At 69.0% G+C, this 24,041-nt stretch carries 21 protein-coding genes; 17 read left to right on the top strand and 4 right to left on the bottom strand.

The window, feature by feature from the left end; all coding sequences use genetic code 11:
- Positions 1-206: 206 nt before the first annotated feature.
- Complete coding sequence (hemL, locus tag OOT46_RS06215; protein WP_265402721.1) at positions 207-1,496, bottom strand: glutamate-1-semialdehyde 2,1-aminomutase; 1,290 nt, start codon at positions 1,494-1,496, stop codon at positions 207-209.
- Positions 1,486-2,406 carry a bifunctional hydroxymethylpyrimidine kinase/phosphomethylpyrimidine kinase gene (gene thiD / locus OOT46_RS06210; protein ID WP_265402720.1) on the bottom strand — a complete coding sequence of 307 codons (921 nt, stop codon included), beginning with the start codon at positions 2,404-2,406 and terminating at the stop codon, positions 1,486-1,488. Before thiD ends, hemL begins: the two co-directional genes overlap by 11 nt.
- Positions 2,407-2,563: 157 nt before the next feature.
- On the opposite strand from thiD, the gene OOT46_RS06205 reads away from it, so the two are divergent.
- From OOT46_RS06205 to OOT46_RS06175, 7 genes are all read left to right on the top strand, one after another.
- Positions 2,564-2,716: a rubredoxin gene (locus tag OOT46_RS06205; protein WP_265402719.1), complete on the top strand. Its 153-nt coding sequence runs from the start codon at positions 2,564-2,566 to the stop codon at positions 2,714-2,716.
- Positions 2,717-2,758: 42 nt separating this feature from the next.
- The gene (locus OOT46_RS06200; protein ID WP_322114236.1) at positions 2,759-3,160 is read left to right on the top strand and encodes a response regulator; all 402 of its coding nucleotides are present in this window, start codon (positions 2,759-2,761) and stop codon (positions 3,158-3,160) included.
- 94 nt (positions 3,161-3,254) lie between these two features.
- Complete coding sequence (locus tag OOT46_RS06195; protein ID WP_265402718.1) at positions 3,255-3,620, top strand: response regulator; 366 nt, start codon at positions 3,255-3,257, stop codon at positions 3,618-3,620.
- Positions 3,621-3,680: 60 nt separating this feature from the next.
- Positions 3,681-4,220, top strand: coding sequence for a chemotaxis protein CheW (locus tag OOT46_RS06190; RefSeq protein WP_265402717.1), 540 nt, complete (start codon positions 3,681-3,683; stop codon positions 4,218-4,220).
- Between the two features lie 54 nt (positions 4,221-4,274).
- Entirely contained in the window at positions 4,275-6,599 is a 2,325-nt protein-coding gene (locus OOT46_RS06185; protein WP_265402716.1) for a methyl-accepting chemotaxis protein, read from the top strand.
- Positions 6,600-6,697: 98 nt separating this feature from the next.
- Positions 6,698-13,333, top strand: coding sequence for an Hpt domain-containing protein (locus OOT46_RS06180; RefSeq protein ID WP_265402715.1), 6,636 nt, complete (start codon positions 6,698-6,700; stop codon positions 13,331-13,333).
- Between the two features lie 62 nt (positions 13,334-13,395).
- Positions 13,396-14,427: a GGDEF domain-containing protein gene (locus OOT46_RS06175; RefSeq protein ID WP_265402714.1), complete on the top strand. Its 1,032-nt coding sequence runs from the start codon at positions 13,396-13,398 to the stop codon at positions 14,425-14,427.
- A 28-nt stretch (positions 14,428-14,455) separates the two neighbouring features.
- On the opposite strand, the gene OOT46_RS06170 is transcribed toward OOT46_RS06175, so the two are convergent.
- Positions 14,456-15,949 (bottom strand): cryptochrome/photolyase family protein, encoded by a 1,494-nt coding sequence (locus OOT46_RS06170; protein WP_265402713.1) that lies wholly within the window; start codon positions 15,947-15,949, stop codon positions 14,456-14,458.
- 120 nt (positions 15,950-16,069) lie between these two features.
- Here OOT46_RS06170 and OOT46_RS06165 point away from each other — a divergent pair, with 120 nt between their 5' ends.
- The 6 genes from OOT46_RS06165 to OOT46_RS06140 all read left to right on the top strand — a co-directional run bounded on the left by OOT46_RS06165 (position 16,070) and on the right by OOT46_RS06140 (position 20,687).
- A complete protein-coding gene (locus OOT46_RS06165) occupies positions 16,070-16,645 on the top strand; it encodes a YqgE/AlgH family protein (RefSeq protein ID WP_265402712.1) in 576 nt (191 codons plus the stop codon).
- A 106-nt stretch (positions 16,646-16,751) separates the two neighbouring features.
- Entirely contained in the window at positions 16,752-17,150 is a 399-nt protein-coding gene (ruvX, locus tag OOT46_RS06160; protein ID WP_265402711.1) for a Holliday junction resolvase RuvX, read from the top strand.
- Positions 17,147-17,653 (top strand): bifunctional pyr operon transcriptional regulator/uracil phosphoribosyltransferase PyrR, encoded by a 507-nt coding sequence (gene pyrR / locus OOT46_RS06155; RefSeq protein ID WP_265402710.1) that lies wholly within the window; start codon positions 17,147-17,149, stop codon positions 17,651-17,653. Before ruvX ends, pyrR begins: the two co-directional genes overlap by 4 nt.
- A 9-nt stretch (positions 17,654-17,662) precedes the next feature.
- Positions 17,663-18,625, top strand: coding sequence for an aspartate carbamoyltransferase catalytic subunit (locus OOT46_RS06150; protein ID WP_265402709.1), 963 nt, complete (start codon positions 17,663-17,665; stop codon positions 18,623-18,625).
- Between the two features lie 7 nt (positions 18,626-18,632).
- Positions 18,633-19,940: a dihydroorotase gene (locus OOT46_RS06145; protein WP_265402708.1), complete on the top strand. Its 1,308-nt coding sequence runs from the start codon at positions 18,633-18,635 to the stop codon at positions 19,938-19,940.
- A gap of 12 nt (positions 19,941-19,952) precedes the next feature.
- Positions 19,953-20,687, top strand: coding sequence for a lysophospholipid acyltransferase family protein (locus OOT46_RS06140; RefSeq protein ID WP_265402707.1), 735 nt, complete (start codon positions 19,953-19,955; stop codon positions 20,685-20,687).
- Positions 20,688-20,756: 69 nt separating this feature from the next.
- Here OOT46_RS06140 and gpmA read toward each other — a convergent pair whose 3' ends face one another.
- The gene (gene gpmA / locus OOT46_RS06135; RefSeq protein WP_265402706.1) at positions 20,757-21,503 is read right to left on the bottom strand and encodes a 2,3-diphosphoglycerate-dependent phosphoglycerate mutase; all 747 of its coding nucleotides are present in this window, start codon (positions 21,501-21,503) and stop codon (positions 20,757-20,759) included.
- A gap of 127 nt (positions 21,504-21,630) precedes the next feature.
- Between gpmA and OOT46_RS06130 the strand changes: the two genes are divergently transcribed.
- The 4 genes from OOT46_RS06130 (at position 21,631) to OOT46_RS06115 (ending at position 23,986) form a co-directional block, all read left to right on the top strand.
- A complete protein-coding gene (locus tag OOT46_RS06130) occupies positions 21,631-22,047 on the top strand; it encodes a rhodanese-like domain-containing protein (protein ID WP_265402771.1) in 417 nt (138 codons plus the stop codon).
- Between the two features lie 34 nt (positions 22,048-22,081).
- On the top strand, positions 22,082-22,348 hold the full coding sequence (gene grxC / locus OOT46_RS06125; RefSeq protein WP_265402705.1) for a glutaredoxin 3: 267 nt from the start codon (positions 22,082-22,084) through the stop codon (positions 22,346-22,348).
- Positions 22,349-22,512: 164 nt separating this feature from the next.
- Complete coding sequence (secB, locus tag OOT46_RS06120) at positions 22,513-22,989, top strand: protein-export chaperone SecB (protein ID WP_265402704.1); 477 nt, start codon at positions 22,513-22,515, stop codon at positions 22,987-22,989.
- Between the two features lie 16 nt (positions 22,990-23,005).
- Positions 23,006-23,986, top strand: a complete 981-nt coding sequence (locus OOT46_RS06115; protein WP_265402703.1) for an NAD(P)H-dependent glycerol-3-phosphate dehydrogenase — start codon at positions 23,006-23,008, stop codon at positions 23,984-23,986.
- Positions 23,987-24,041: the final 55 nt, after the last annotated feature.

Here is a 24,041-nt window from a genome sequence, read left to right as displayed (position 1 = left end):
GACATCTCCCACGCGCGTGTCGGTGACGCCTTCGCCCACCTCCAGCACCTCGGCGACACATTCATGTATGCGAGCGAGAAAGATGCGCTGGAACTGCAGGCCCAGCCCTCCACCTGCCTCGCCTTGTTTGACAGGCACTTCCGGCGGAGCTTGTTGAAGACCAAAAAAACGGGCCCCGAAAGGCCCGCTGATGGAGAGGGGCCGCCTCAGGCCCGCAGCGCCTCGGCGGCGGCCGCGACGGTGACGTCCAGATCGGCCCGGCTGTGCGCCGCACTGACGAAGCCGGCCTCGTAGAGGGCGGGTGCCAGGTAGACGCCCCGCTCCAGCATGCCGTGGAAAAAGCGGTTGAAGCGTTCCTTGTCGGTCGCCATCACCTGGCTGTAGTGCTGTGGCAGCGCGTCGGCGAAGAAAAAGCCGAACATGCCGCCTTCACAGTCGCCCGCGAAGGGCACGCCCGCGGCGCGCGCCGCCTGGCTCAGCCCGTCCACCAGCGAGCGGGTGCTGGCCGACAGCGCGTCGAAAAAGCCCGGTTTCTGGATCTCGCGCAAGGTCGCCAGGCCGCAGGCAGTGGCGACCGGATTGCCCGACAGCGTGCCCGCCTGGTAGACCGCGCCGACCGGCGCGAGCTGCTGCATCACCTCGCGCGGCCCGCCGAAGGCCGCCAGCGGCATGCCGCCGCCGATCACCTTGCCGAACACGCTGAGGTCGGGCTGGAAGCCCGGCAACTGGTCGGCGTAGAGGCCCTGGGCGCTGCGCAGCCCCACGCGAAAGCCGGTCATCACTTCGTCGAACACCAGCAGCGCGCCGTACTGGGAGCACAGTTCGCGCAGCCGTTTCATGAAAGGCAGGCCGGCGCGCACGAAGTTCATGTTGCCGGCGATCGGCTCGATCATCGCGCAGGCGATCGCCTTGCCGTGCAGCGCGAAGGCCTCTTCCAGTTGCTGGAGGTTGTTGTACTCCAGCACCAGGGTGTGCTGCACCACCTCAGCCGGCACGCCGGCACTGGTCGGGTTGCCGAAGGTGGCGAGGCCGGAGCCGGCCTTGACCAGCAGGGCATCGGCATGACCGTGGTAGCAGCCTTCGAACTTGATCAGCATCGCGCGGCCGGTGGCGCCACGGGCCAGCCGGATCGCGCTCATCGCCGCCTCGGTGCCCGAGCTGACCAGGCGCAGCTGCTGCATCGAGGGGACCAGCTTGAGGATTTCCTCCGCGAGCTCGATCTCACGCTCGGTCGGCGCGCCGAAGGACAAACCCTCGCCGGCCGCCTCGCGCACCGCCTCCAGCACGGCCGGATGGCCGTGGCCGAGGATCATCGGGCCCCAGGAGCCGATGTAGTCGATGTAGCGCCGGCCCTCGGCATCGAAGAGGTAGGCGCCTTCGGCGCGGCGGATGAAACGCGGCGTGCCGCCGACCGCGCGGAAGGCGCGCACCGGCGAGTTGACACCGCCCGGGATGACGCGCTGGGCGCGTTCGAACAGGGCGAGGTTAGTGGACATGTCGGGGGTCGTGGGGCGCATCGACGTCGGCGCCCGGCGGCAGTTCCTCGTCTTCGGCAGGCGGCTGGGCCCAGAAGAAACGGTCCGGCACGACCGAGCCCATGCCCGGGCGGAAGCCGGCGTCCAGCGTCTGGTCGAGGAAGGCCAGCGCTTCGGCGGTGGCCATGTGCAGCTCGGCGCCGTTGGCCAGCATCGCCGCGAGTGCTGCGGCCAGCGTGTCGCCGGCGCCAACGAAGGAGGTGTCGAAGCGCTCGAACTTCTCGCCGGTGATGGGGCCTTCGGCGGATGCCAGCACGTTGTCGACGAACTGGTCCGGCAACTGCACGCCGGTCACCAGCACAAAGCGCGCACCGTGTTCGGCCGCCGCGCCCGCCAGCTCGCGCGGCGAAGCCGGCCGGTCGGCCTCCCAGTCCGGCAGCAGGAAATCGGTCAGCGTCTTGTGGTTGCCGACCAGCACTTCGGTCTGGGGCAGCACCAGTTCACGGAACGCTTCGTGGTAGGCCTCGTGGTCGGCTTCCTCCATCCATGACAGATTGGGCAGGTAGGAGACCAGCGGGACATCGGGATAATCGCTCAGCACTTCGGCGGCGGCACTGACGCCCTCCGCGCTGCCGAGGAAGCCGACCTTCCAGGCGGAAATGGCGGCGTCCTCGAGGATGCTGCGGGCCTGCTCGACAATGGCGTCCTCGTCGATGGACTGGTGGTCGAAGACCTCGGCGGTGTCGCGCAGCAGCACGGCGGTGACGACGGGCAGCGCGTGGGCTCCCATCGCGGAGATCGTCGCGACGTCGCCGCCCAGCCCGCCGGCACCGCTCGGGTCGTTCGCGTTGAAGGTCATCACGCAAGCCGGCCCGGTCATGTCCTGGGTGTCGTCTTGGGTGAGGTCGGAGGGATTCGGATCGGTGGTCATGAGCAGCCGCTTCGGCGGGGGGTGGCGGTTACAAAGTCTACGTGAACAATCACGTGTAAGTTCGCACAGACCCAGGTAGTTTGGTGTCTTCGTAAGGCTACAATGACTCGCATCATTGTAGTGAAACTGATACAAAGTGAGCGAGTCTCGAACTTGGATGTGCCTGATTTGCGGTTGGATCTACGACGAGGCCGCTGGCGACCCGGAGCATGGTATCGCGCCCGGGACCGCCTGGGCTGCCGTCCCCATGAATTGGACCTGCCCGGAATGCGGCGCGCGCAAGGAGGATTTCGAGATGGTGCAGATCTGATTGGAACACGCAGGCTTCGGCAGTCGTTGAGGAGAGGGCTCAGTGAGCAGCGACAACGCTACATCGGTGGATACAGCCACCAAGGTGCTGGTCATCGATGACAGCAACACCATCCGCCGCAGTGCGGAGATCTTCCTGAAACAGGGGGGATATGAAGTGGTGCTGGCCGAGGATGGCTTCGATGCGCTGGCCAAGGTCAACGACCATGAGCCGCAGCTGATCTTCTGCGACATCTTGATGCCTCGCCTCGACGGCTACCAGACCTGCGCCATCATCAAGCGCAATCCGAAGTTCGCGCAGGTGCCTGTCATCATGCTGTCCTCCAAGGACGGGCTGTTCGACAAGGCCCGCGGCCGCATGGTGGGCTCGGAAGATTACCTGACCAAGCCGTTCACCAAGGATCAGCTGCTCCAGGCCGTGGAGCAGTACAGCCGGGTGGCTTGAGACCGGATCAAGGGGCGCCCGGCGGGCGCCCTGCTGCATCAAACCGTTGAAGTAGTACAGGCCGCCCGTGGGTGGCCGGAGCGAGGAAAGAGCCATGCCAGTCAAGAAGATCCTGTTGGTCGACGACTCGAAGACCGAACTGCACCACCTGTCGGAATTGCTGACGAAAAAAGGCTATACGGTGCGCACCGCCGAGAACGGCGAGGAAGCAATGCGCCGCCTGGGTGAGGAAAAACCCGACCTGATCCTGATGGACGTCGTGATGCCGGGCCAGAACGGCTTCCAGCTGACCCGCGCCATCACCCGCGACCCCAACTACGCGGACGTGCCGGTGATCATGTGCACCAGCAAGAACCAGGAAACCGACAAGGTCTGGGGCATGCGCCAGGGCGCGCGCGACTACGTCGTGAAGCCGGTGGATGCCGACGAGCTGATCTCCAAGATCCGCGCTTTCGACTGAGTCGGCAGCCCGGCACGCTGAAGCCGGGCGCTGGACCACACAGGGACACAGGCAAGACGAATGGCGAAAAAAGAAGCGCTGCGTGAGTTGCAAAGCCGGCTGGCCGAGCGTTTGCAGGCGGCCCGCACCGAGGCCCGCACCGCGAACTGGTTGGCGGTGGAGTCTGCCGGCCATGGATTCCTGCTGCCCCTGTCGGATGCGGGCGAGATTTTTCCCTTCGCGGGGTATGTACCGGTGCCGCACACTGCATCGTGGTTTGTCGGTGTGGCGAACCTGCGCGGCGGCTTGCACGGTGTCGTGGACCTGGCCGGCTTCCTCGGCTTCAAGAACACCTCCGCCTCCGTGGCGCCGACGGACAACGTGCGTGATCAGGCCCGCCTGGTGGCCTTCAACCCGATGCTCGAGGTCAACTGTGCCCTGCTGGTGGAGCGGCTTTCGGGCCTGCGCGGCAAGGAACAGCTGCAGCCGGAACCCGAGGAGACGCGCGGCAAGCCGTCCTTCGTGGGGGGGCTCTACCGCGATGGTCAGGGACGCAAGTGGCAGGAACTGAGCCTCGGTGCCTTGGCTGCCGACGAGGCCTTTTTGAAGATTGTGGGCTGAGGCCCAGGGTGAAGATTGTGGGCCGAGGCCCAGGGACGTGAGCTAGAGGGACATATGGGTTTCATCAACAAATTTAAGGGTTCGGGCAAGAAGTCCTCGTCAGGCATCTCGCCGGATGCCGCGTACGATGAGGTCTCCCCACGGCTGGACGATCTCCCGCTGCCCGGGGCCGACGGCTCGCTCGCGCTCGACCGTGCCGGCGCATCGACCTTGAGCCAGGACTCCTCCATCATCTCCGAGGCGGCGCCTTCGGAAATGCCCGGCGAGTTCGCCGAGACCCGCGTGCAGCACGGTGGCCTGGACGCCGCCGGCCCGCGCGTGTCGGTGCCCCTGATCGGTCACCTGCCGCCGGCCACGCAGCAGCGTCTGCTGGGCGGCTTCACCTTCGCCGGTCTGGTAGGCCTGGTGGCGGTGACCGTGATGTCGCAGACCTCCGCGAACAAGGTCGCCGAACAGGTGCGTGCCTCCGGTCAGGCGCTGATGCAGTCGCAGCGTCTGGCGAAGTCGGTGTCGCAGGCGCTGATCGGCAGCCCGCAGGCCTTCCCCGAGGTGAAGGAAAGCACTTCGGTGCTGGCGCGCGACGTGCGCGGCCTGCAGAGCGGCGATGCCGCTACCGATCTGAAACCCGCGTCGGCCGACGTGCAGATCTCCATCGAGCCGCTGATCCCGCTGGTCGACCGCGCCGAGAAAAACGCCAACACGGTGCTCTCGCAGCAGCAGATCCTGACGCAGGTGGGCCAGGCGCTGCGCGCCATCAACCGCCAGTCGTCCGACCTGCTGGAAATCGCCGAGACCATCGCCTCCCTCAAGCTGCAGCAGAACGCCTCCGCTGCCGAAATCTCCGCGGCCGGCCAGCTCGTGATGCTGACCCAGCGTATCGGTAAATCGGCCAACGAGTTCCTGACCATGGAAGGCGTCAGCCCCGAGGCGGTGTTCCTGCTGGGCAAGGACTTGAACTCCTTCCGCGAGATTGCCCAGGGCCTGGCCGAAGGCAGCCCCGAGCTGCGCCTGCCCGGCACCAAGGACGAGCAGACCAAGGAGCGCCTGGATGCCCTGCTGCAGTTGTATGAACAAACCCGCACGCAGGCCGGTGCCATTCTGGGCAACCTGCAGGGCCTGGTGTCTGCGCGTGAAGCCCAGGCGGCCATCATTGCCGACAGCGAACCGCTGCGCAAAGGCCTGGAAACCGTGCAGGAACGCCTGTCCGGCGAGGCCGGTTTCGGTGCCCTGAATGTGGCCCTGCTGCTCGTCTCGGTGGCGCTCTCGCTGCTGGGTATTGGCGGCCTCGCTTATGTCTACCTGCAGGGCGAGCGTCAGCGCGCCCTGATCGCCGACCAGCAGCGCCAGGAAGCCGAGCGTCAGGAGCAAGAGGCCAAGCGCGTCAACGACGCCAACCAGGCCGCTATTCTTCGCCTGATGAACGAACTTCAGACGGTGGCCGAGGGCGATCTGACGCAACAGGCGACCGTGACCGAGGACATCACCGGCGCCATCGCCGACTCGGTGAACTACACGGTGGAAGAGCTGCGCAACCTGGTGTCGCAGGTGCAGGGCACGGTGTCTCGCGTGACCGAGACCACGCAGCAGGTGGAAGCCACGTCGACCGAGCTGCTGGCAGCCTCGACCGAGCAGCTGCGCGAGATCCGCGACACCGGCGAGTCGGTGCTGCAGATGGCCGGCCGAATCAACGAAGTGTCGGCGCAAGCGCAGCACTCGGCCCGGGTGGCACGCCAATCGCTGAATGCCGCCGAATCGGGCCTGGCCGCGGTGCAGAACACCATCGGCGGTATGAACGCCATCCGTGACCAGATCCAGGAAACCTCCAAGCGGATCAAGCGGCTGGGCGAGTCGTCCCAGGAGATCGGCGAAATCACCGAGCTGATTTCCGACATTACCGAGCAGACCAACGTGCTGGCCCTGAACGCCGCCATCCAGGCTGCCTCCGCCGGTGAAGCCGGTCGGGGCTTCTCGGTGGTGGCCGAGGAAGTGCAGCGGCTGGCCGAGCGCTCCGCCGACGCGACACGTCAGATCGCGGCGCTGGTGAAGACCATTCAGACCGACACCCAGGACGCGGTGGGCGCCATGGAGCGCTCCACCCAGGGTGTGGTCGAAGGGGCCCGACTGTCCGACGCGGCCGGTACCGCGCTGGGCGAGATCGACAAGGTGTCGCGCCAGCTGGCCGAACTGATCGAGCAGATCTCGGCGCAGGCCTCCCGCGAAGCCGAGTCGGCCAACGTGGTGGCCGGCAACATTCAGCACATCTTCGCCGTGACCGAGCAGACCGGCGAGGGCACACGCTCCACCGCCCAGCTGGTGCGCGAACTGTCGAAGAGTGCGGAAGAACTGAAGCAGTCTGTGTCACGATTCAAGATCGGCTGAGGCCGCGAGCTTAAAGGGGGCGGCGCTGCCGCCCCTGCGTGCATTTGGACAAGATACTTCGGGGCAAGGCCCCGGAACCATTCCCGACGGGGCACTGGATGGACAGTAACCGCGACACGATCAAGAGCGACGACCTGAGCTCCCTGGCCTGGGTGCAGGAGGAGTTGCGCAAGTCGCTCGAGTCAGCGCACAAGGCGCTCAGACGTTTTCTGAAGGAGTCCGAGGGTGTGGTCGGCTCGGATGTCGACGATGTCGACCCGGCCGTGCTGCGGACTGCCCGCCAGCAACTGCACCAGGGCGTCGGCGCCCTGGAGCTGGTCGGCATGCCGGCCGCGGCCAGCGTACTGCGCGCCTCCGAAGCGGCGGTGCAGCGTTTTGTCCAGAAACCCCAGAAGCTCACCCCGGCGGCCGTCGAGGCGATCGAGAAGGCGTCCTTCGGCCTGCTCGACTACCTGTCGCGCGTGCTGGCCGGCCGCAAGATCTCCCCGGTCGCTCTGTTCCCGCAGTACCGCGCGGTGCAGGAGCTGGCCGGCGCCGACCGCGTTCACCCGGCCGACCTGTGGAGTGTCGACTGGCAATGGGTCGAGTTGCCTGCGACGGGCGATGCCGCGGCCCGGCAGCCCAACGATGCCACCCGTTCCGAACTCGAGCGCCTGCTGCTCACGCTGATGCGCGGCGTCTCGCCGGCGGCCGCGACGCGCATGAGCGACGTCTGCGCCGGCCTCGGCGCCAGCGCCGCCAATCCGCAGGTCTCCACCTTCTGGAAGCTGGCGTCCGCCTTTTTCGAAGCCCAGGCCAAGGGCCTGCTGAAGATCGACGTCTACAGCAAGCGCGTGGCCTCGCGCATCCTGGCTCAGTTCACGATGCTGGAGCGCGGCGAGTCCGCCGTTAGCGACCGCCTGGCCCAGGACCTGCTGTTCTTCTGTGCCCAGTGCCCGTTGCCCGATGACCGTGTTGCGCCGCGCCTGGCCGCGGTGCGCAAGGCCTATGGCCTGAGCGACGACCAGGTGGTCAACTACGAGGTGTCCCAGCTCGGCCGCTTCGACCCGGGCCAGCTGGTGCAGGCACGCAAACGCGTTGCGGCTGCCAAGGACTCCTGGTCTGCCGTGGCCGGCGGCGAGATGCACCGCCTGCCCAGCCTGAACGAGCAGTTCAGCCTGGTGGGCGACTCACTGCGCAAGATCTACCCGGCCGGCGAAGCGCTGGCCGATGCCCTGCAGCATGCGGTCCAGCAGACCGTCGAGAGCCATGCAAGCCCGGTGCCGCCGCTTGCGATGGAAGTCGCGACCAGCGTGCTCTACCTCGAAGCCTCGCTCGAAGACGTCGACTTCGACCATCCCGAGCAGGAAGCCCGCACCAGCCGCCTGGCCCAGCGCATCGAGGCGGTCCGCAAGGGCCGTCCGCCCGAGCCGCTGGAACCCTGGATGGAGGACCTCTACCGCCGGGTGTCCGACCGCCAGACCATGGGCAGCGTCGTCCAGGAGCTGCGCAACTCGCTGACCGAGGCCGAGAAGAACATCGACCAGTTCTTCCGTGACCCGACCGACCGCAACGTCCTGATGCCGGTGCCCAACCAGCTCGCCGCGATGCGCGGCGTGCTGTCGGTGCTGGGTCTGGACCAGGCTTCGCACGCGGTGCTGAAGATGCGCGAGGTGGTCGACGAGCTGATCGCCACCGAGGTCGATCCGGTACGCGCCGCCGAGGCCGGCACCTTCGACCGTCTGGCCGGCAACCTGGGTGCCCTGGGCTTCCTGATCGACATGCTCAGCTACCAGCCGCAGATGGCGAAGTCGCTGTTCGTCTTCGACGCGCAGCGTGGCGAGCTCAAGCCCGTCATGGGCCGCAGCGATACCGGTGCGCCGGTCCCGGCCGAGGAAGGCGGGACTGCCAACCTGATGCTGGTCGAGCCGCGCCTGATCGAGCAGGCCGAGGCCCTGGCCGAAGCAGCGGTGCGCGAGGACGTGCCGCTGGAGGCCGTCTCGGCCGAGCTGCAGAAGCTCTCGCAGGAAGCCATCGTCGCGGACCAGCCGGCCCTGATCGCCACGCTGTCGAGCGCCCAGGAAGCCGTGGCCCAGGTCGAGGCCGGCGAGGCCGACGTCCAGGAGGCCCGCGAGCAGGTGGCCCAGGCGATGGCCGACTTCGTCTCGACCGCCTCCGAACCCGTCGCGCTCGAACCCGAGCCCATCGCGCCCCCGCCCCCGCGTCCCTCGCCGGCGCCGGCCACCAGCTCCGGCCTGGAAGAAGACGACGAGATGCGCGAGATCTTCCTCGAAGAGGCGCGCGACGTCATGGCCGCCGCCAGCGAGGCCCTCGACAGTCTGGTCAGCACGCCGGACGACATCGAGCAGCTCACCGTGGTGCGCCGCTCCTTCCACACCTTCAAGGGCAGTGCCCGCATGGTGGGCCTGAACGACTTCGGCGAAGCCGGCTGGGCCTGCGAGCAGCTCTACAACATGTGGCTGGCCGAGCAGCGCCCGGCAGACGACGACCTGCGCGAGCTCACCGGCGAGGTGCTGGTCTACCTGGCCTCCTGGATCAACGAGATCGCCGCCCGCGTCACGCCGCCCACCCACCACAGCGCCCCGGTGCGCCAGGTGGCGGACACGCTGCGCCTGGAAGGCCGGCGCATCCCCCTGGACGTCGCAGTCGCTGCGAACCCGGCGCCGGCTCCCGTGCCGGCTCAGAAGATCGTCGTCGCGCCGGCGGCCGAGCAACCCGGGACCGCCGACGAACACCGGGCCGAGTCCGGTGCAGGGGTGCCGGCCGAGGAAGCGCCGGCCCTGCCCGAGATCGCCGACCTGGGGATCGACCTGTCGGCCTTCGAGGGCGGCGCGGCCGCGCCGGCACCGACGCTGGCGCCCGAGCTGCCGCCGCTCGGCGAAGAGATCCGCCTCGAGGGCGAGGCCCAGGCCGACGTGCCGGCGGCCGAGATCGAGGAGCTGCCGCTCGACGCGCTGGAAGCCTTCGACGCCGCCCAGCCGGTCGAGGCACGTCGCGAGGACGGCCAGCCGGACACCGGCATGCCGAGTCTGGACATCGACTTCGACCTCGACCTCCCGGGCCTGGAAGCGTCCAGCGCCGAGTTCGCGGCCGGTGCCGGCGCCGACCTGGTGGCGGCGCTGCGCAATGCCCAGGCCCAGCGGCCCGCAGAGGGTGCCGAGGACATCGAGGCGCTGCCCGACAACGTCGTGCCGCTGCCCGTGACCCGCACCGAGCGCGAGGAGACCCCCGCGTCCGCCGAGGCCATCAGCGACCAGGTCAAGGTGGTCGGCCCGCTGCGCATCAGCATCCCGCTGTTCAACATCTACCTCACCGAGGCCGACGAGCTGTCGCGCCGCTTGACCACCGAGGTCGCCGAATGGGCGATGGAGCTGCATCGCCCGATCGGCGAGACGCCGATCGCGCTGGCCCACTCCCTGGCTGGCAGCTCCGCGACGGTGGGCTTTACCGACCTCTCGCAGCTGGCGCGCCAGCTGGAGCACGCACTGATGCGCGCCCAGGCACTGGGCACCGGCTCGACCGACGAGGCGCGCCTGTTCGTCGACGTGGCCGAGGAGATCCGCCACCTGCTGCACCAGTTCGCTGCCGGTTTCCTGAAAGAGCCGACACCCGCGCTGCTGGAGCGCCTGGCGGCCCACGAGATCGAGTCGGCCCGCCAGCTCGAGGAAATGAACGCCCGCCTGAGGGGCGACTCCGGTGCATCGACCACCGTGGGCTTCGACACCGCGCAAGGCCTGCTGGAGCCGCTGCCGCTGGAAGAGACGGCGGCAGAGTCCGACGCCGAGGCGGCGCTGCCGATCGAGGAGGGCGACGTGCTGCCCCCGGTCACCGATGCCGAGTCCCTGGCGGTCGAACCGATGGCGGTGGAGTTGCCGGCCGACCAGCCGGGCGCCCAGCTGCCAGTCGAATGGGCGCCGGCCGCTGAGGCGCCGGTCGAGCCCGCCGCCGAAGCGCCGGCAGAGGCCGAAGCGCCCGTGGCCGAGCCCGCGCCCGAGCCCTTGCTGTCGGCCGAAGACGAGCCGGCCCTCGACGAATCCGCAGCCGATGCCCTGGCCGAGCCCCCGTCGGCGCCGGTCGCTGAGGTGGCGCCGGCGCCGTCCTATGCGGAGCCCGCGCCGGTCGTGGCGCCGATCGAGCTCGGCCGCACCGAGTTCAAGGAACTGGCCGCCTTCGACAGCCGCACGACGGCCGTACCGACCCACGTCACCGGCCTGCCCGGCGGCATCGACATCGACGACGACATCGACCAGGTCGATGCCGTGGACGCCGACCTCTTCCCGATCTTCGAGGAAGAGGGCCAGGATCTGCTGCCCCAGCTGGCCAGCCAGATGCGCGACTGGGTCGACGCACCCGACGAGCTGAAGCATGCCAATGCCTGCATGCGCACGCTGCACACCTTCAAGGGCGGTGCCCGCCTGGCCGGCGCGATGCGTCTGGGCGAGATGGCGCACCGGCTGGAGACCGGCATCGAGCGCCTGCTGGTGCGCGGCGAGATCCAGGGCGCCGACCTGGAGCCCCTGCAGGCCCGGGTCGATGCGCTGAACGCCGTGTTCGAGGCGCTGCGAGCCAACGACGCCCAGGCCTATGCCGACGCGACCGCCTCCATCCCGACGACGCCGGTGGCGGCACCGGCGCCGGCTCCCGCGGTGGTTCCGGCCCAGCCGGCGGCGCAGGCCCCGGCGGCGCCTGCCACGCCGGTGGAGGCGCTGTCTGCCACCTCGGTTCCCGCGCCCGCCGCCGTGCAGGAGCGCGAGGAGCCCGCCGTCACCGCTCATGCGGCCGAGATCGACTGGTCGCGTTTTGCCGCTGGTAGCGGCGCCGTCACGAGCGTGGCCGTGCGTGCCGCCGGCGGCGCCAGCCACGCTGCGGTGCGCGTGCGCGCCCAGCTGCTGGACCGCCTGGTCAACCAGGCGGGCGAGGTCAGCATCACCCGGGCCCGCCTGGAATCCGAAGTGGCGCAGATCAAGGGCTCGCTGTCCGACCTGACCGACAACCTGGAGCGCCTGCGCCAGCAGCTGCGCGACATCGAGCTGCAGGCGGAGACGCAGATGACGTCCCGCATGGAGGCCGCCAAGGCCGAGGGCAACAACTTCGACCCGCTGGAGTTCGATCGTTTCACGCGCTTCCAGGAAATCACCCGCATGATGGCCGAGTCGGTGAACGACGTCGCCACCGTGCAGCGCACGCTGCAGCGCACCCTGGAAACGGCCGAAGACGAACTGGCCGCCCAGGCCCGCCTGACGCGCGACCTGCAGGACGACCTGCTGCGCACCCGCATGGTGGAATTCGAAGGCCTGTCCGAGCGCCTCTACCGCGTGGTGCGCCTGGCGGCCAAGGAAACTGGCAAGCAGGTGCGGCTGGACATCGTCGGCGGCTCGATCGAAGTCGACCGCGGCGTGCTGGAGCGGATGACCGGCTCCTTCGAGCACCTGTTGCGCAACAGCGTGACCCACGGCATCGAATCGCCCCAGGTGCGTGCCGAGGCCGGCAAGGACCCCGTCGGCACGATCGTCGTGGCCGTCCAGCAGGAAGGCAACGAAGTCGCGATCGAGTTCCGCGACGACGGTGCCGGTCTGCACCTCGGCCGCATCCGTCAGCGCGCGCTGAGCATGGGACTGGTCGAGGCCGGCAGCGAGCCGAGCGACGCCGAACTTGCCAATCTGATCTTCACGCCGGGCTTCTCGACCGCCGAGACGGTGACCGAGCTGGCCGGCCGCGGGGTCGGCATGGACGTGGTGCGCTCCGACGTCAACGCGATGGGCGGTCGCATCGAGACGGCCACGAGTGTCGGCCAGGGCACCAGCTTCAAACTGGTGCTGCCGCTGACCACCGCGATCACGCAGATCGTGATGCTGCGCTGCGGCCAGCTGGTGGTGGGCGTGCCTTCGCACCTGGTCGAGATCGTGCGCCGCGGCAGCCTCACCGAGCTGGCACGCGGCTACGAGACCGGCAGTTACGCCATGGGCGAGCAGCTGATCCCCTTCTTCTGGATGGGGGCGCTGCTGCAGTCCAGCGGCCGCGGCGCCGAGATCGGCCGCTCGGCGCCCATCATCGTGGTGCGCAGCGCGCAGCAGCGCGTCGCGCTGCACGTCGACGAAGTGCTGGGCAACCAGGAAGTGGTGGTCAAGAACCTCGGCCCGCAGCTCTCGCGCCTGCCCGGCCTGGCCGGCATGACCTTGCTGGCGTCCGGCGCGGTCTCGCTGATCTACAACCCGGTGGCGCTGGCGACCGTGTACGGCGAAGCGGCCCGCGCGATGACCCAGGCGACGCTGCAGGCACCGGCCGGCGAGGCGGCCGCCCAGGCGGCGCTGCTGGCCCAGCCGGTCCAGCCCGAGACCCCGCTCACCCCGCTGGTGCTGGTGGTCGACGATTCGCTGACGGTGCGCCGCGTGACGCAGCGCCTGCTGACCCGCGAAGGCTATCGCGTGTCGCTTGCCAAGGACGGTCTGGAGGCGCTGGAGCGTCTGGCCGACGAGCGGCCGGCCGTGGTGCTCAGCGACATCGAGATGCCGCGCATGGACGGTTTCGACCTGGTGCGCAACATCCGCGGCGATTCGCGCCTGGCCCACCTGCCGGTCATCATGATCACCTCCCGCATCGCGCAGAAGCACCGCGACTATGCCGCCGAGCTGGGGGTGAACCACTACCTGGGCAAGCCCTACAGCGAAGAAGAACTGCTGGCGCTCATCGGTCGCTACACTGCGGACATGACGGCGGCGTCTGTTGCGGTTTGATGCAAACGAAGCTCGTTCGTGCAGCCGTCCCGGCGCCGTTGTCGTTACGCTGAATACTGCCCATGACGACCGCCATCGACCACCTGGCCGCGCTGACCGGCTATCGCGATCGGGACCTGCTCGACGTGACACTTGCGCATGCACTGATGGACCTGCTGTCTCCGTGCAGCGTGCAGGTCCACAAGCTCGTCGGCGAGCCGGGGCAGCAGCGTTGGCTGCTGCGTGCCCGCCTGGACGAGGGGCAGGTGACGGCGGTCTCCGATCCGCCCTGGGTGGCCTTCGAGGACCTGCCGGCCCGCGAAAGTGAGCCCTTGCGTGAGCAATGCGTGGAGAGCCAGGCGCCGGTGGCCGGTGTCCGCGGCGACCGGCACCTGCTGTTGCTCCCGCTGTTCGCCGAGGCCGACGCGATCGGCGCGATCGAGGTCAGCACGCCGCAGCCGCTGCCCGAGCCGACCCAGCGCATGGTCAACAGCATCCTGCGCATCTACCGCAACTTCCACGGCTTGCTCGACTACAGCGAGCGCGACACCCTGACCGGCCTGCTCAACCGCAAGACCTTCGACGAAGCCTTCCTGAAGACGGCCCACGCGCAGAATCCGGCCGCCGGCACCGGCAACGGTGAGCGCCGCAGCGAGGCGCCCGTCCCGCGGCACTGGCTGGGGGTGGTCGACATCGACCACTTCAAGCTGGTCAACGACCGTTACGGCCACCTGATCGGCGACGAAGTGCTGCTGCTGGTCGCACGCATCCTGCGCAGCACCTTCCGCTTCCAGGACCGCCTCTACCGCTTCGGCGGTGAGGAGTTTGTCGCCTTGCTGCGCTGCACCAGCGAGGAGGACGCCGCCAGCGCCTTCGAGCGTCTGCGCCTCAATATGGAAACTTATGGCTTCCCGCAGGTCGGGCGGGTGACTGCGAGCATCGGCTTCACGGAAGTGCAGCCCGGTGACGCCCCCACCGCCGCCTTCGAGCGCGCCGACCAGGCGGTCTACTACGCCAAGCAGCACGGCCGGAACCAGGTCTGCGGTTATGGCGATCTGGTGCGCCGGGGCCTGCTCAAGGACTCGGCCAAGGTCGGCGACATCGAACTGTTCTGAGCGCTGGCGCCGCGCCGCACTCGGCCCGTCAGCCGCGCATCGGCGGGGCCACCGACTTCACCGCCGCGTACCGCAGCAGGGTCCGCTGGCGCGCCTCCTCGTGGGCGACGATGGGCTCCGGGTAGTCGCTGCCCAGCACCAGGCCGGCGGCGGCGAGTTCCACCGGCCGCGCCATCCACGGCGCATGCAGGGCGGTGTCGGGCAGCTTCGCCAGTTGCGGCAGGTAGCGCCGGATGAAACGGCCCTCGGCGTCGAACTTGCGGCTCTGGTTGACGGGGTTGAAGATGCGAAAGTAGGGCTGGGCATCGCAGCCGGTCGAGGCGGCCCACTGCCAGCCGCCGTTGTTCGCGGCCAGGTCGTAGTCATTGAGCTTCAGCGCGAAGTAGCGCTCGCCGCGGCGCCAGTCCACCCCCAGGTCCTTGACCAGGAAGCTCGCCGTCACCATGCGCAGGCGGTTGTGCATGTAGCCCGTCTGGTTCAGCTGCAGCATCGCGGCATCGACCAGGGGATAGCCGGTGCGGCCCTCGCACCAGGCGGCGAAGAGCCGGTCGGCGTGCTTGCCGTGTTCGAAGCGGATCGCGTCGTACTCGGGCTTGTAGCTGTGCTGCACCACCTGGGGATGGTGGTGCAGCACCTGGTGGTAGAAGTCGCGCCAGACGAGCTCCGAGAGCCACGTCTCGGCCCCCCGCGAGCCGGCACGCATGCGGTCCCAGGCCAGCCGGGCCAGCTCGCGGATCGAGAGCGTGCCGAAACGCAGGTGCACCGAGAGATAGCTCGGGCCCTTCTGCGCCGGGAAGTTGCGCGCCTCGTCGTAGCGATCGATGCGTTCGAGGAAATCGTCCAGCAGCTCGAGCGCTCCGTGCGTCCCGGTGGGCAGTTGCAGGCTGCGCAGGTTGGTGAGCTCGAAGCCCAGCTGCGCCAGTGTCGGCACGCCGTGCCGGCGGCCCTCCGGCAGCGGGGCGAAGGCGTCGGCATAGGGCAACACCGGATAGGGGCGCAGATAGAAGGCGTCGAGCTTTCTCAGCCAGGCGTTTTTGTACGGCGTGAAAACGCTGTAGCAGGTCCCGGCCGCCGTCAGCACCTCGCTGGTCTCGAAGACCACCTGGTCCTTGGAGGTGTGCAGCATGATGCCGAGATCGGCCAGCCGGCCCAGCACGCGGGCGTCGCGCTCGCGCGCAGCCGGTTCGTAGTCGTGGTTGGTGTAGACCGCCTGCACATGCAGCGCGTCGGCCAGGCGAGGGATCTCCTCCTCCGCGCGCCCCTGCAGCACGATCAGGCCGCCGCCCGGGACACCGGCCTCCGCGGCCAGGCGGCGCAGCGTTTCGTCGAGTTCCGCGAGGCTGTCACGGATGAACTCGACACGTCGGTCGGCCCGCGGCAGGGGGTCGAGGATGTCGCGGTCGAACACGAACACGCACCACACCTGCCGCGCGGCTTTGAGCGCGTGGTAGAGCGCCGCATGATCGTGGGCCCGCAGGTCGCGACGGAACCACACCAGAGCTGCATCCAGGGACTTCTCCATGCACCGGATCTTCGCAGAGGACGGGCCGGCGTGCCGCGAGCACCTGGCCGGGCCACCCCGCCAAAGCGCCCAGGGCGCAACGCAGCGGGGTGAGGCCCCGACAGGCTCTAGAATCAGCCCATGGCGGCCGAATCTGCGAGCATCAATCTCACCAACCAGTTCCTGATCGCCATGCCGGGCATGGCCGACGACACCTTTGCGGGTGCCGTCGTTTACCTGTGCGAGCACACCGACAAGGGCGCGCTGGGGCTGGTCATCAACAAGCCCATCGACATCAAGCTGCGCAACCTCTTCGAGAAGGTCGATCTGAGCCTCGACCGCGAAGACCTTGCCGAAGCCCCGGTCTACTTCGGCGGTCCGGTGCAGACCGAGCGCGGCTTCGTGCTGCACGAGCCGGTGGGCGAGCACTACAGCTCCTCGCTGGCCATCCCCGGCGGCCTGGAGATGACCACCAGCAAGGACGTGCTGGAAGCGCTGTCGGCCGGTGCCGGCCCCAGGCGGGTGATCGTCACGCTGGGCTACAGCGGCTGGACCGCCGGCCAGCTGGAGGAGGAAATCGGCCGCAACGGCTGGATCACCGTGTCCGCGGCGCCCGAGATCATCTTCGACACGCCGGTCGAGCGGCGCTACGAACGCGCGCTTGCGCTGCTGGGCATCCACCCGAGCATGTTGACGCAGGAGGCCGGGCACGCGTGAGCCAGCCAGTGCCAAGCTCTCGTCCGCGGGCCGCGCCGGGGCACCTCAAGCAAGGCCGGGTCCTTTCGGAGGGGCGCTTGCCGTACCCGACCAGCGGGGTGCTGTCGTGACATCGCAACCCAGGAGCTATCTCGCCTTCGACTTCGGCCTGAAGCGTGTCGGCGCCGCCACCGGCAACTCGCTGACCGGCAACGCACAGCCCCTGCGGACCATCGCCGCCGAGGGCGACGCGCGTTTCGCGGCCATAGCCAAGCTGCTCGCCGAATGGCAGCCCGATGCCCTGGTGGTCGGCGTGCCGTTCCACCCCGACGGGGCGGCCCACGAGAACACCGCGCGGGCCCGGCGTTTCGCACGCCAGCTGCACGGCCGCTTCCGGCTGCCGGTGCACGAAGTCGACGAGCGCTACACCACCACCGAGGCGCTGGGCAGCGGCGCGCGCGATGCCGATGCCGTGTCGGCCTGCATCATCCTTCAACAGTTCTTCAGAGAACGGACCTCCTCATGACGACCTTGCACTTGGATGCCGAGGCGCTGTACGTGGACCTGCAAGCCGGCGTGCGTGCGCTGCTGCGGCCCGGCACGGCGCTGGTGGGCATCTGGTCGGGCGGCGCCTGGCTGGCCGAGCGCCTGCAGCGCGACCTGCACCTGGACGGCGAGCCGGGCGTGATCTCCAGCGCACTGCACCGCGACGACTTCAACTCGCGCGGTCTCGCCGGCGGCGCCGACCACACCCGGCTGCCTTTCGAGGTGGACGGCCGCCACGTGCTGTTGATCGACGACGTGCTCTACACCGGCCGCACCACCCGCGCGGTGATCAACGAGCTCTATGACTTCGGCCGCCCGGCCAGCGTCACCTTGGCGGTGCTGGTGGACCGCGGCGGCCGCGAACTGCCCATCCAGCCCTCGTTCTCGGCGGCCCGCGTCTCGCTGCCCGGTACCCAGCGCCTGTCCCTCGTGCGCGACGAGCACGGCCGCTTCAGCTTCGACATCAAGACCCTAGAGCTTTAAGAGGCCTCCATGCTCTACAAGCGCAACCCCCAGCTCAACAAACACGGCGAGCTGATCCATCTGCTGTCCATCGAGGGGCTGCCCCGGTCGGTGATCCACCACATTCTCGACACCGCCGAGACCTTCCTGAGCGTCAACGAGCGCGAGGTCAAGAAGGTGCCGCTGCTGCGCGGCAAGAGCGTGTTCAACCTCTTCTTCGAAAACAGCACCCGCACCCGCACGACCTTCGAAATCGCCGCCAAGCGCCTCAGCGCCGACGTGCTCAATCTCGACATCGCGCGCTCCTCCACGGCCAAGGGCGAAAGCCTGCTCGACACCATCGCCAACCTCAGCGCGATGCACGCCGACATGTTCGTGGTGCGCCACAGCGAGTCGGGCGCGCCCTACCTGATCGCCCAGCACTGCGCGCCGCACGTGCACGTCGTCAACGCCGGCGACGGCCGCCATGCGCACCCGACGCAGGGTCTGCTGGACATGTACACGATCCGGCATTTCAAGAAGGACTTCACCCGGCTGACCGTGGCCATCGTCGGCGACATCGTGCACTCCCGCGTGGCGCGCTCGGACATCCATGCGCTGACCACCCTGGGCGTGCCCGAGGTGCGGGTGGTGGGCCCCAAGACCCTGGTCCCCGGCGACCTCAAGGAGATGGGCGTGCGCGTCTGCCACGACATGAAGGAAGGCATCCGCGACGCCGACGTCGTCATCATGCTGCGACTGCAGAACGAGCGCATGAACGGGGCCCTGCTGCCCTCGGCGGGCGAGTTTTTCAAGAACTTCGGCCTCACGCCCGAGAAACTGGCGCTGGCCAAGCCGGATGCCATCGTGATGCACCCGGGGCCGATCAACCGCGGCGTCGAGATCGACTCGGCGGTGGCCGACGGCAAGCAGAGCGTGATCCTGCCGCAGGTGACCTTCGGCATCGCGGTGCGCATGGCGGTGATGTCCATCATCGCGGGTAACGAGGCCTGACGAGTTTATGAAGATCCTGATCAAGAACGGCCGACTGGTCGACCCCGCGACCGGCCGCGATGGCGCTGCCGATGTCGCCATCGCCGCCGGGCGTATCGTCACGATCGGCTCGGTGAGCCCCGACTTCCAGGCCGATCGCAGCCTGGACGCCACCGGCCTGGTCGTGGCCCCGGGCCTGGTGGACCTGGCGGCCCGCCTGCGGGAGCCCGGCTATGAGCACGAGGGCATGCTGGAGAGCGAGATGGCCGCGGCGGTGGCCGGCGGCGTCACCAGCCTGGTGTGCCCGCCCGACACCGACCCGGCGCTCGACGAGCCGGGTCTGGTGGAGATGCTCAAGTTCCGCGCCCGCAACCTCAACCAGTCGCGCCTGTACCCGCTGGGCGCGCTGACGCGCGGCCTCAAGGGCGAGTCGCTGACCGAGATGGCCGAGCTGACCGAGGCCGGCTGCGTGGGCTTCTCGCAGGCCGAGGTGCCGCTGGCCAACACCCAGGTGCTGCAGCGCGCGCTCCAGTACGCGGCCACCTTCGGCTACACGGTCTGGCTGCGCCCCCAGGACCCGCACCTCGGGCAGGGCGTGGCCGCCAGCGGCGCGGTGGCGACCCGCCTGGGCCTGTCGGGTGTCCCGGTGACCGCCGAGACCATCGCCTTGCACACCATCTTCGAGCTGATGCGCGCGACCGGCGCGCGGGTGCATCTGTGCCGCCTCAGCAGCGCCGCCGGCCTCAAGCTGGTGCGCGCCGCCAAGGACGAAGGCCTGCCCGTGAGCTGCGACGTCAGTGTCAACCACCTGCACCTGACCGACCTCGACATCGGCTACTTCAATGCCGACATGCGCCTGAACCCGCCGCTGCGCCAGCAGCGCGACCGCGACGCGATCCGGGCTGCGCTGGCCGACGGCACGGTCGATGCACTGGTCAGCGACCACACGCCGGTCGACGAGGACGCCAAGACGCTGCCGTTCGGCGAAGCCGAACCCGGCGCCACCGGGCTGGAGCTGCTGTTGAGTCTGTCGCTCAAGTGGGGTCAGGACACCGGGGTGGGCCTGCTGCGTTCGCTCGCGGTGCTCACCAGCGAGCCGGTGCGCGTGATTGGCGAGGCGCTGGGCTCGCTCGCCTCCAGCACGGGCCGGCTCGTGGAGGGCGGCGTTGCCGACCTCTGCCTGTTCGATCCCGGGGCGCGCTGGCAGGTGGCGCCGGCGATGCTGCAGAGCCAGGGCAAACACACGCCTTTCACCGGCTACGAGCTGCCGGGGCGGGTGCGCTGGACCGTGGTGGCCGGCCAGGTCGCCTTCGAAGCCCGCGACGCGGCGGCCTGAGAGCAGCCCGCAGTGAAGTCTGCCGTTCTCGCGGCCTGGCGGCTCTGCCGGGTCGTGCTGCATGTCCTGCGTGGTCTGGCCATCGTGCTGCTGCTGTTCGGCGGGCTGGACGCGGCCGGCCGGCGCGGCCACGTGCTGCGCTGGTCTCAGCGCCTGCTCGCGCTGGCGGGTGTCGGGCTGCGGGTCGACGGCCAGCCGCATCCGGGTGCCAAGCTGTATGTCGCCAACCACGTCTCCTGGCTTGACATCGTCGCGATCAACGCGGTGTCGCCGGCACGTTTCGTCTCCAAGTCCGAGGTCAAGCGCTGGCCGCTGCTGAACCGGCTGGTCGATGCGGCCGACACGCTCTACATCGAGCGCGAACGCCGGCGCGACGCCTTGCGCGTCGTGCACCAGGTGGCCGAGGCGCTGCAGGCGGGTGACACGGTCGCCGTCTTCCCCGAAGGCACGACCTCCGATGGCCGGCACGTGCTGCCTTTCCATGCCAACTTGCTGCAGGCGGCGATCGCCACCGCGACGCCGGTGCAGCCCGTCGCGCTGCGCTACAGCGATGCAGGACACGCGGTGAGTCCCGCGGCCGCCTATGTGGGCGACACCAACCTGGTGAGCTCTTTGTGGCAGGTCCTGACCGCCGAGGGCCTGGTCGTGCGGGTGCGGCTGCTGCCGGCCGAAGGCACGGCCGGGGCGGAGCGGCGGGTGCTGTCCGAGCAAGTGCGCGAGAAGATCGCGGCAGGGCTGCTGCCCTGAGGAGCCGCGCCCCGGCCGCCCCTGCCGCGAGCGCTCAGGAGGCGGCCGGAGCAGGGGAGCGCGCAGCCTTTAAGCCGTCTTGCCTTGCTTGGCGACCGCTGCCGCGGCTGCGGCAGCGGCTTCGGCATCGCCCAGGTAGTAGTGGCGGATGGGCTTGAGGTCGGCATCCAGTTCGTAGACCAGCGGGATGCCGTTGGGAATGTTCAGGCCGACGATGTCGTCGTCCGAGATGTTGTCCAGGTACTTCACCAGCGCGCGGATGCTGTTGCCGTGGGCCGCCACCAGCACGCGCTTGCCGGCCTTGATGGCCGGGCCGATGGACTCGCTCCAGAACGGCAGCACGCGGGCCACCGTGTCCTTCAGGCACTCGGTCAGCGGGATGTCCTCGGGCTTGAGCTTGGCATACCGCGGGTCGCCGCGTTCGCTGCGCGGGTCGTTCGCCTCCAGCGGGGGCGGCGGCGTGTCGTAGCTGCGGCGCCAGACCAGCACCTGTTCGTCGCCGTACTTCTTGGCCGTCTCGGCTTTGTTCAGGCCCTGCAGCCCGCCGTAATGGCGTTCGTTCAGGCGCCAGGAATGGACCACCGGCAGCCAGGTGCGGTCCATCTGGTCGAGGGCGTGCCACAGGGTCCAGATGGCGCGCTTGAGCACCGAGGTGTAGGCCAGGTCGAAGTCGTAGCCCTCGGCCTTGAGCAGCCGGCCCGCCTCCTTGGCCTGCTCCACGCCGGTGGGCGTGAGTTCGACGTCGGTCCAGCCGGTGAAGCGGTTTTCAAGGTTCCAGGTGGACTCACCGTGACGGATGAGGACGAGCTTGTACATGCGGGTCTCCAGGCAGGAAAGAAGGATCTCGGTGCCGCGCCGGTCCGTTGGACCAGAGATGCAAAGCCTGAAATTCTATAATCCAGGCCCGTTACAGACCCTCTTCAACCGGCTGGGCCCTTCCAAAGTGAACTTCCTGATCGACAACTGGTACCTCATCCTCGCAGCCCTCGTCTCCGGCGGCCTGCTGCTTTGGCCCTCGGTGGGCCGTGGCGCACGCGGAGGCGGCGTCACGCCTGGGCAGGCGGTGCAGATGATGAACCGCGAGAAGGCGGTGGTGGTCGACATCAGCGAGCCCAAGGAGTACGCCGTGGCCCATGTCGCCGGTTCGCGCAACGTTCCGCTGGCTAGCCTGGAGTCGGCCGGCAAGGAGCTGCCGTCGAACAAGGCCCTCCCGCTGATCCTGGTTTGTGCGACCGGTGCACGCGCTTCGCGTGGCGTCGCTACGCTGCAGAAACTCGGCTATCAGAAGGTCGTCCCGCTGGCGGGCGGCCTGGCCGCCTGGCGTGAAGCCAATCTGCCGATCGAGAAGTCGGCGTCCTGACTGTTTTCTTCGCACTCAGACTGAAGGACTGCGCATGCAAGCTGTGAAGATGTACACGACCCAGGTGTGTCCGTACTGCCAGCGCGCCAAGATGCTGCTCAAGCAGCGCGGCGTCGGTGACATCGAGGAAATCCGCATCGACCTCAACCCGGGGGAACGCGATCACATGATCAACCTGACCGGGCGCCGCACGGTGCCGCAGATCTTCATTGGCGACACCCACGTCGGCGGCTGCGACGACCTGATCGCGCTCGACCAGCGTGGCGGTCTGATGCCGCTGCTCAACGGCGACGCCGCCTGAGCCGACCCCCTGGCCGCATACCGGCGACCGTCCTCGCGAGGGGCGGCGCCCCCCCGCGCCGGATACACCTTGCAGCCGGCCGCGGGGCGCCTCGGCCATAATGCTCGATTGCAGCCCGCACCACTTTCGGTTGCGGGCTTTTCGTTTGAGGAAGACGACACACCATGGCCGAACAAGCAAGCAATCCCGTGTTCCAGATCCAGCGCGTCTACGTGAAGGACCTGTCGCTGGAGCAGCCCAACTCGCCGCAGATCCTGCTGGAGCAGGAGCAGCCGCAGGTCGACATCAACCTGGGCCTGGAAGCCCAGCCGGTGGCCGACGGCATCTATGAAGTCGCGGTGGTCGCCACCGTGCACACCAAGATCAAGGACAAGACCCTGTTCCTGGTCGAGGCCAAGCAGGCCGGCATCTTCGAGATCCGCAACATCCCCGAAGACCAGCTGAGCCCCATCATCGGCATCGCCTGCCCGCAGATCGTCTATCCCTACCTGCGCGCCGTGGTTGCCGACGTGATCAGCCGTGCCGGCTTCCCGCCGGTGCACCTGGCCGAGGTCAACTTCCAGGCCATGTACGAAGCGCAGCAGCAACAGCAGCAGGCCCAGGCCGGCAACGGCGCTTCGCAGATCATCACCAAGGCCTGAAGTTCCTGCGCCGCGGATGAACCTGACTGTCCTGGGGGCTGGCGCCTGGGGCACGGCGCTGGCCATCAGCACCGCGCCCCGTCACCCGACCCTGCTGTGGGCCCGCGACGCGGCCCAGGCCGAGCAAATGCGCAGCGGGCGCCGCAATGCCCGCTACCTGCCCGAAGTCGAGCTCCCGGGGGCGCTCGAGATCAGCGCCGACCTGGGCGCAGCACTCGCGTATGCGCGCGATGGCATGGTGGTCGTCGCCACACCGATGGCGGCGCTGCGCGCGACCCTGTCGCTGCTGCCCGAGCAGGTCCGGGTGTGGTGGCTTTGCAAGGGTTTCGAGGCCGGTACCGGCCTGCTTGGCCACGAGGTGGCCCGCGAGGTGCGGCCGCAGGCGCGCGCCGGCGTGCTGTCCGGCCCCAGCTTTGCGCTCGAGGTGGCGCGCGGCCAGCCCACCGCGCTGGTCGCCGCCAGCGCCGACGCGGCGCTGCGCGAGAGTGCCGTCGAGGCTTTCCATAGCGAGTCGCTGCGCATCTACACCAGCGCCGACCCGGTGGGCGTGGAGGTCGGCGGCGCGGTCAAGAACGTGCTGGCCATCGCCACCGGCATCGCCGACGGCATGCAGGCCGGGTACAACGCGCGCGCCGCGCTGATCACGCGCGGCCTGGCGGAGATCACCCGCCTGGGCCTGGCGCTGCAGGCGCGCGCCGAGACCTTCATGGGCCTGAGCGGCCTCGGCGACCTGGTGCTCACCGCCACCGGCGAACTGTCGCGCAACCGCCAGGTGGGCCTCAAGCTCGCCGAGGGCAAGCCGCTGCCGCAGATCCTGCAGGAGCTGGGGCACGTGGCCGAGGGTGTCTACAGCGCCTCGACCGTGCTGCGCCGGGCCCGCGCCTGCGGCGTCGAGATGCCGATCACGCATGCCGTGGTGCAGGTCATCGAGGGTGCACTGACGCCGGTGCAGGCCCTCGAACAACTGATGGGCCGCGGCGCACGCCCCGAGTGGTGAGCCCGTCCCGTCCCGCCGGCCGCCGCGGGCGGCCGCTTTCTGGAAGTACCCCCCG

This window comes from Aquabacterium sp. A7-Y (genome assembly GCF_026153205.1).
In the GTDB taxonomy this organism is placed as follows: domain Bacteria; phylum Pseudomonadota; class Gammaproteobacteria; order Burkholderiales; family Burkholderiaceae_C; genus Caldimonas.
Note: the sequence above shows the minus strand (reverse complement) of the source record. Positions and strands in the feature narration are given on the sequence as shown.

Excerpts from the sequence above, each read along its gene's own strand:
- gpmA (WP_265402706.1), bottom strand. The coding sequence starts at position 21,503 with ATGTACAAGCTCGTCCTCATCCGTCACGGTGAGTCCACCTGGAACCTT.
- OOT46_RS06180 (WP_265402715.1), top strand. The coding sequence starts at position 6,698 with ATGGACAGTAACCGCGACACGATCAAGAGCGACGACCTGAGCTCCCTG.
- OOT46_RS06170 (WP_265402713.1), bottom strand. The coding sequence starts at position 15,949 with ATGGAGAAGTCCCTGGATGCAGCTCTGGTGTGGTTCCGTCGCGACCTG.
- secB (WP_265402704.1), top strand. The coding sequence starts at position 22,513 with ATGGCCGAACAAGCAAGCAATCCCGTGTTCCAGATCCAGCGCGTCTAC.
- OOT46_RS06195 (WP_265402718.1), top strand. The coding sequence starts at position 3,255 with ATGCCAGTCAAGAAGATCCTGTTGGTCGACGACTCGAAGACCGAACTG.
- OOT46_RS06185 (WP_265402716.1), top strand. The coding sequence starts at position 4,275 with ATGGGTTTCATCAACAAATTTAAGGGTTCGGGCAAGAAGTCCTCGTCA.
- OOT46_RS06145 (WP_265402708.1), top strand. The coding sequence starts at position 18,633 with ATGAAGATCCTGATCAAGAACGGCCGACTGGTCGACCCCGCGACCGGC.
- thiD (WP_265402720.1), bottom strand. The coding sequence starts at position 2,406 with ATGACCACCGATCCGAATCCCTCCGACCTCACCCAAGACGACACCCAG.
- OOT46_RS06150 (WP_265402709.1), top strand. The coding sequence starts at position 17,663 with ATGCTCTACAAGCGCAACCCCCAGCTCAACAAACACGGCGAGCTGATC.
- OOT46_RS06165 (WP_265402712.1), top strand. The coding sequence starts at position 16,070 with ATGGCGGCCGAATCTGCGAGCATCAATCTCACCAACCAGTTCCTGATC.
- pyrR (WP_265402710.1), top strand. The coding sequence starts at position 17,147 with ATGACGACCTTGCACTTGGATGCCGAGGCGCTGTACGTGGACCTGCAA.
- hemL (WP_265402721.1), bottom strand. The coding sequence starts at position 1,496 with ATGTCCACTAACCTCGCCCTGTTCGAACGCGCCCAGCGCGTCATCCCG.
- OOT46_RS06205 (WP_265402719.1), top strand. The coding sequence starts at position 2,564 with ATGTGCCTGATTTGCGGTTGGATCTACGACGAGGCCGCTGGCGACCCG.
- grxC (WP_265402705.1), top strand. The coding sequence starts at position 22,082 with ATGCAAGCTGTGAAGATGTACACGACCCAGGTGTGTCCGTACTGCCAG.
- OOT46_RS06175 (WP_265402714.1), top strand. The coding sequence starts at position 13,396 with ATGACGACCGCCATCGACCACCTGGCCGCGCTGACCGGCTATCGCGAT.
- OOT46_RS06190 (WP_265402717.1), top strand. The coding sequence starts at position 3,681 with ATGGCGAAAAAAGAAGCGCTGCGTGAGTTGCAAAGCCGGCTGGCCGAG.
- OOT46_RS06115 (WP_265402703.1), top strand. The coding sequence starts at position 23,006 with ATGAACCTGACTGTCCTGGGGGCTGGCGCCTGGGGCACGGCGCTGGCC.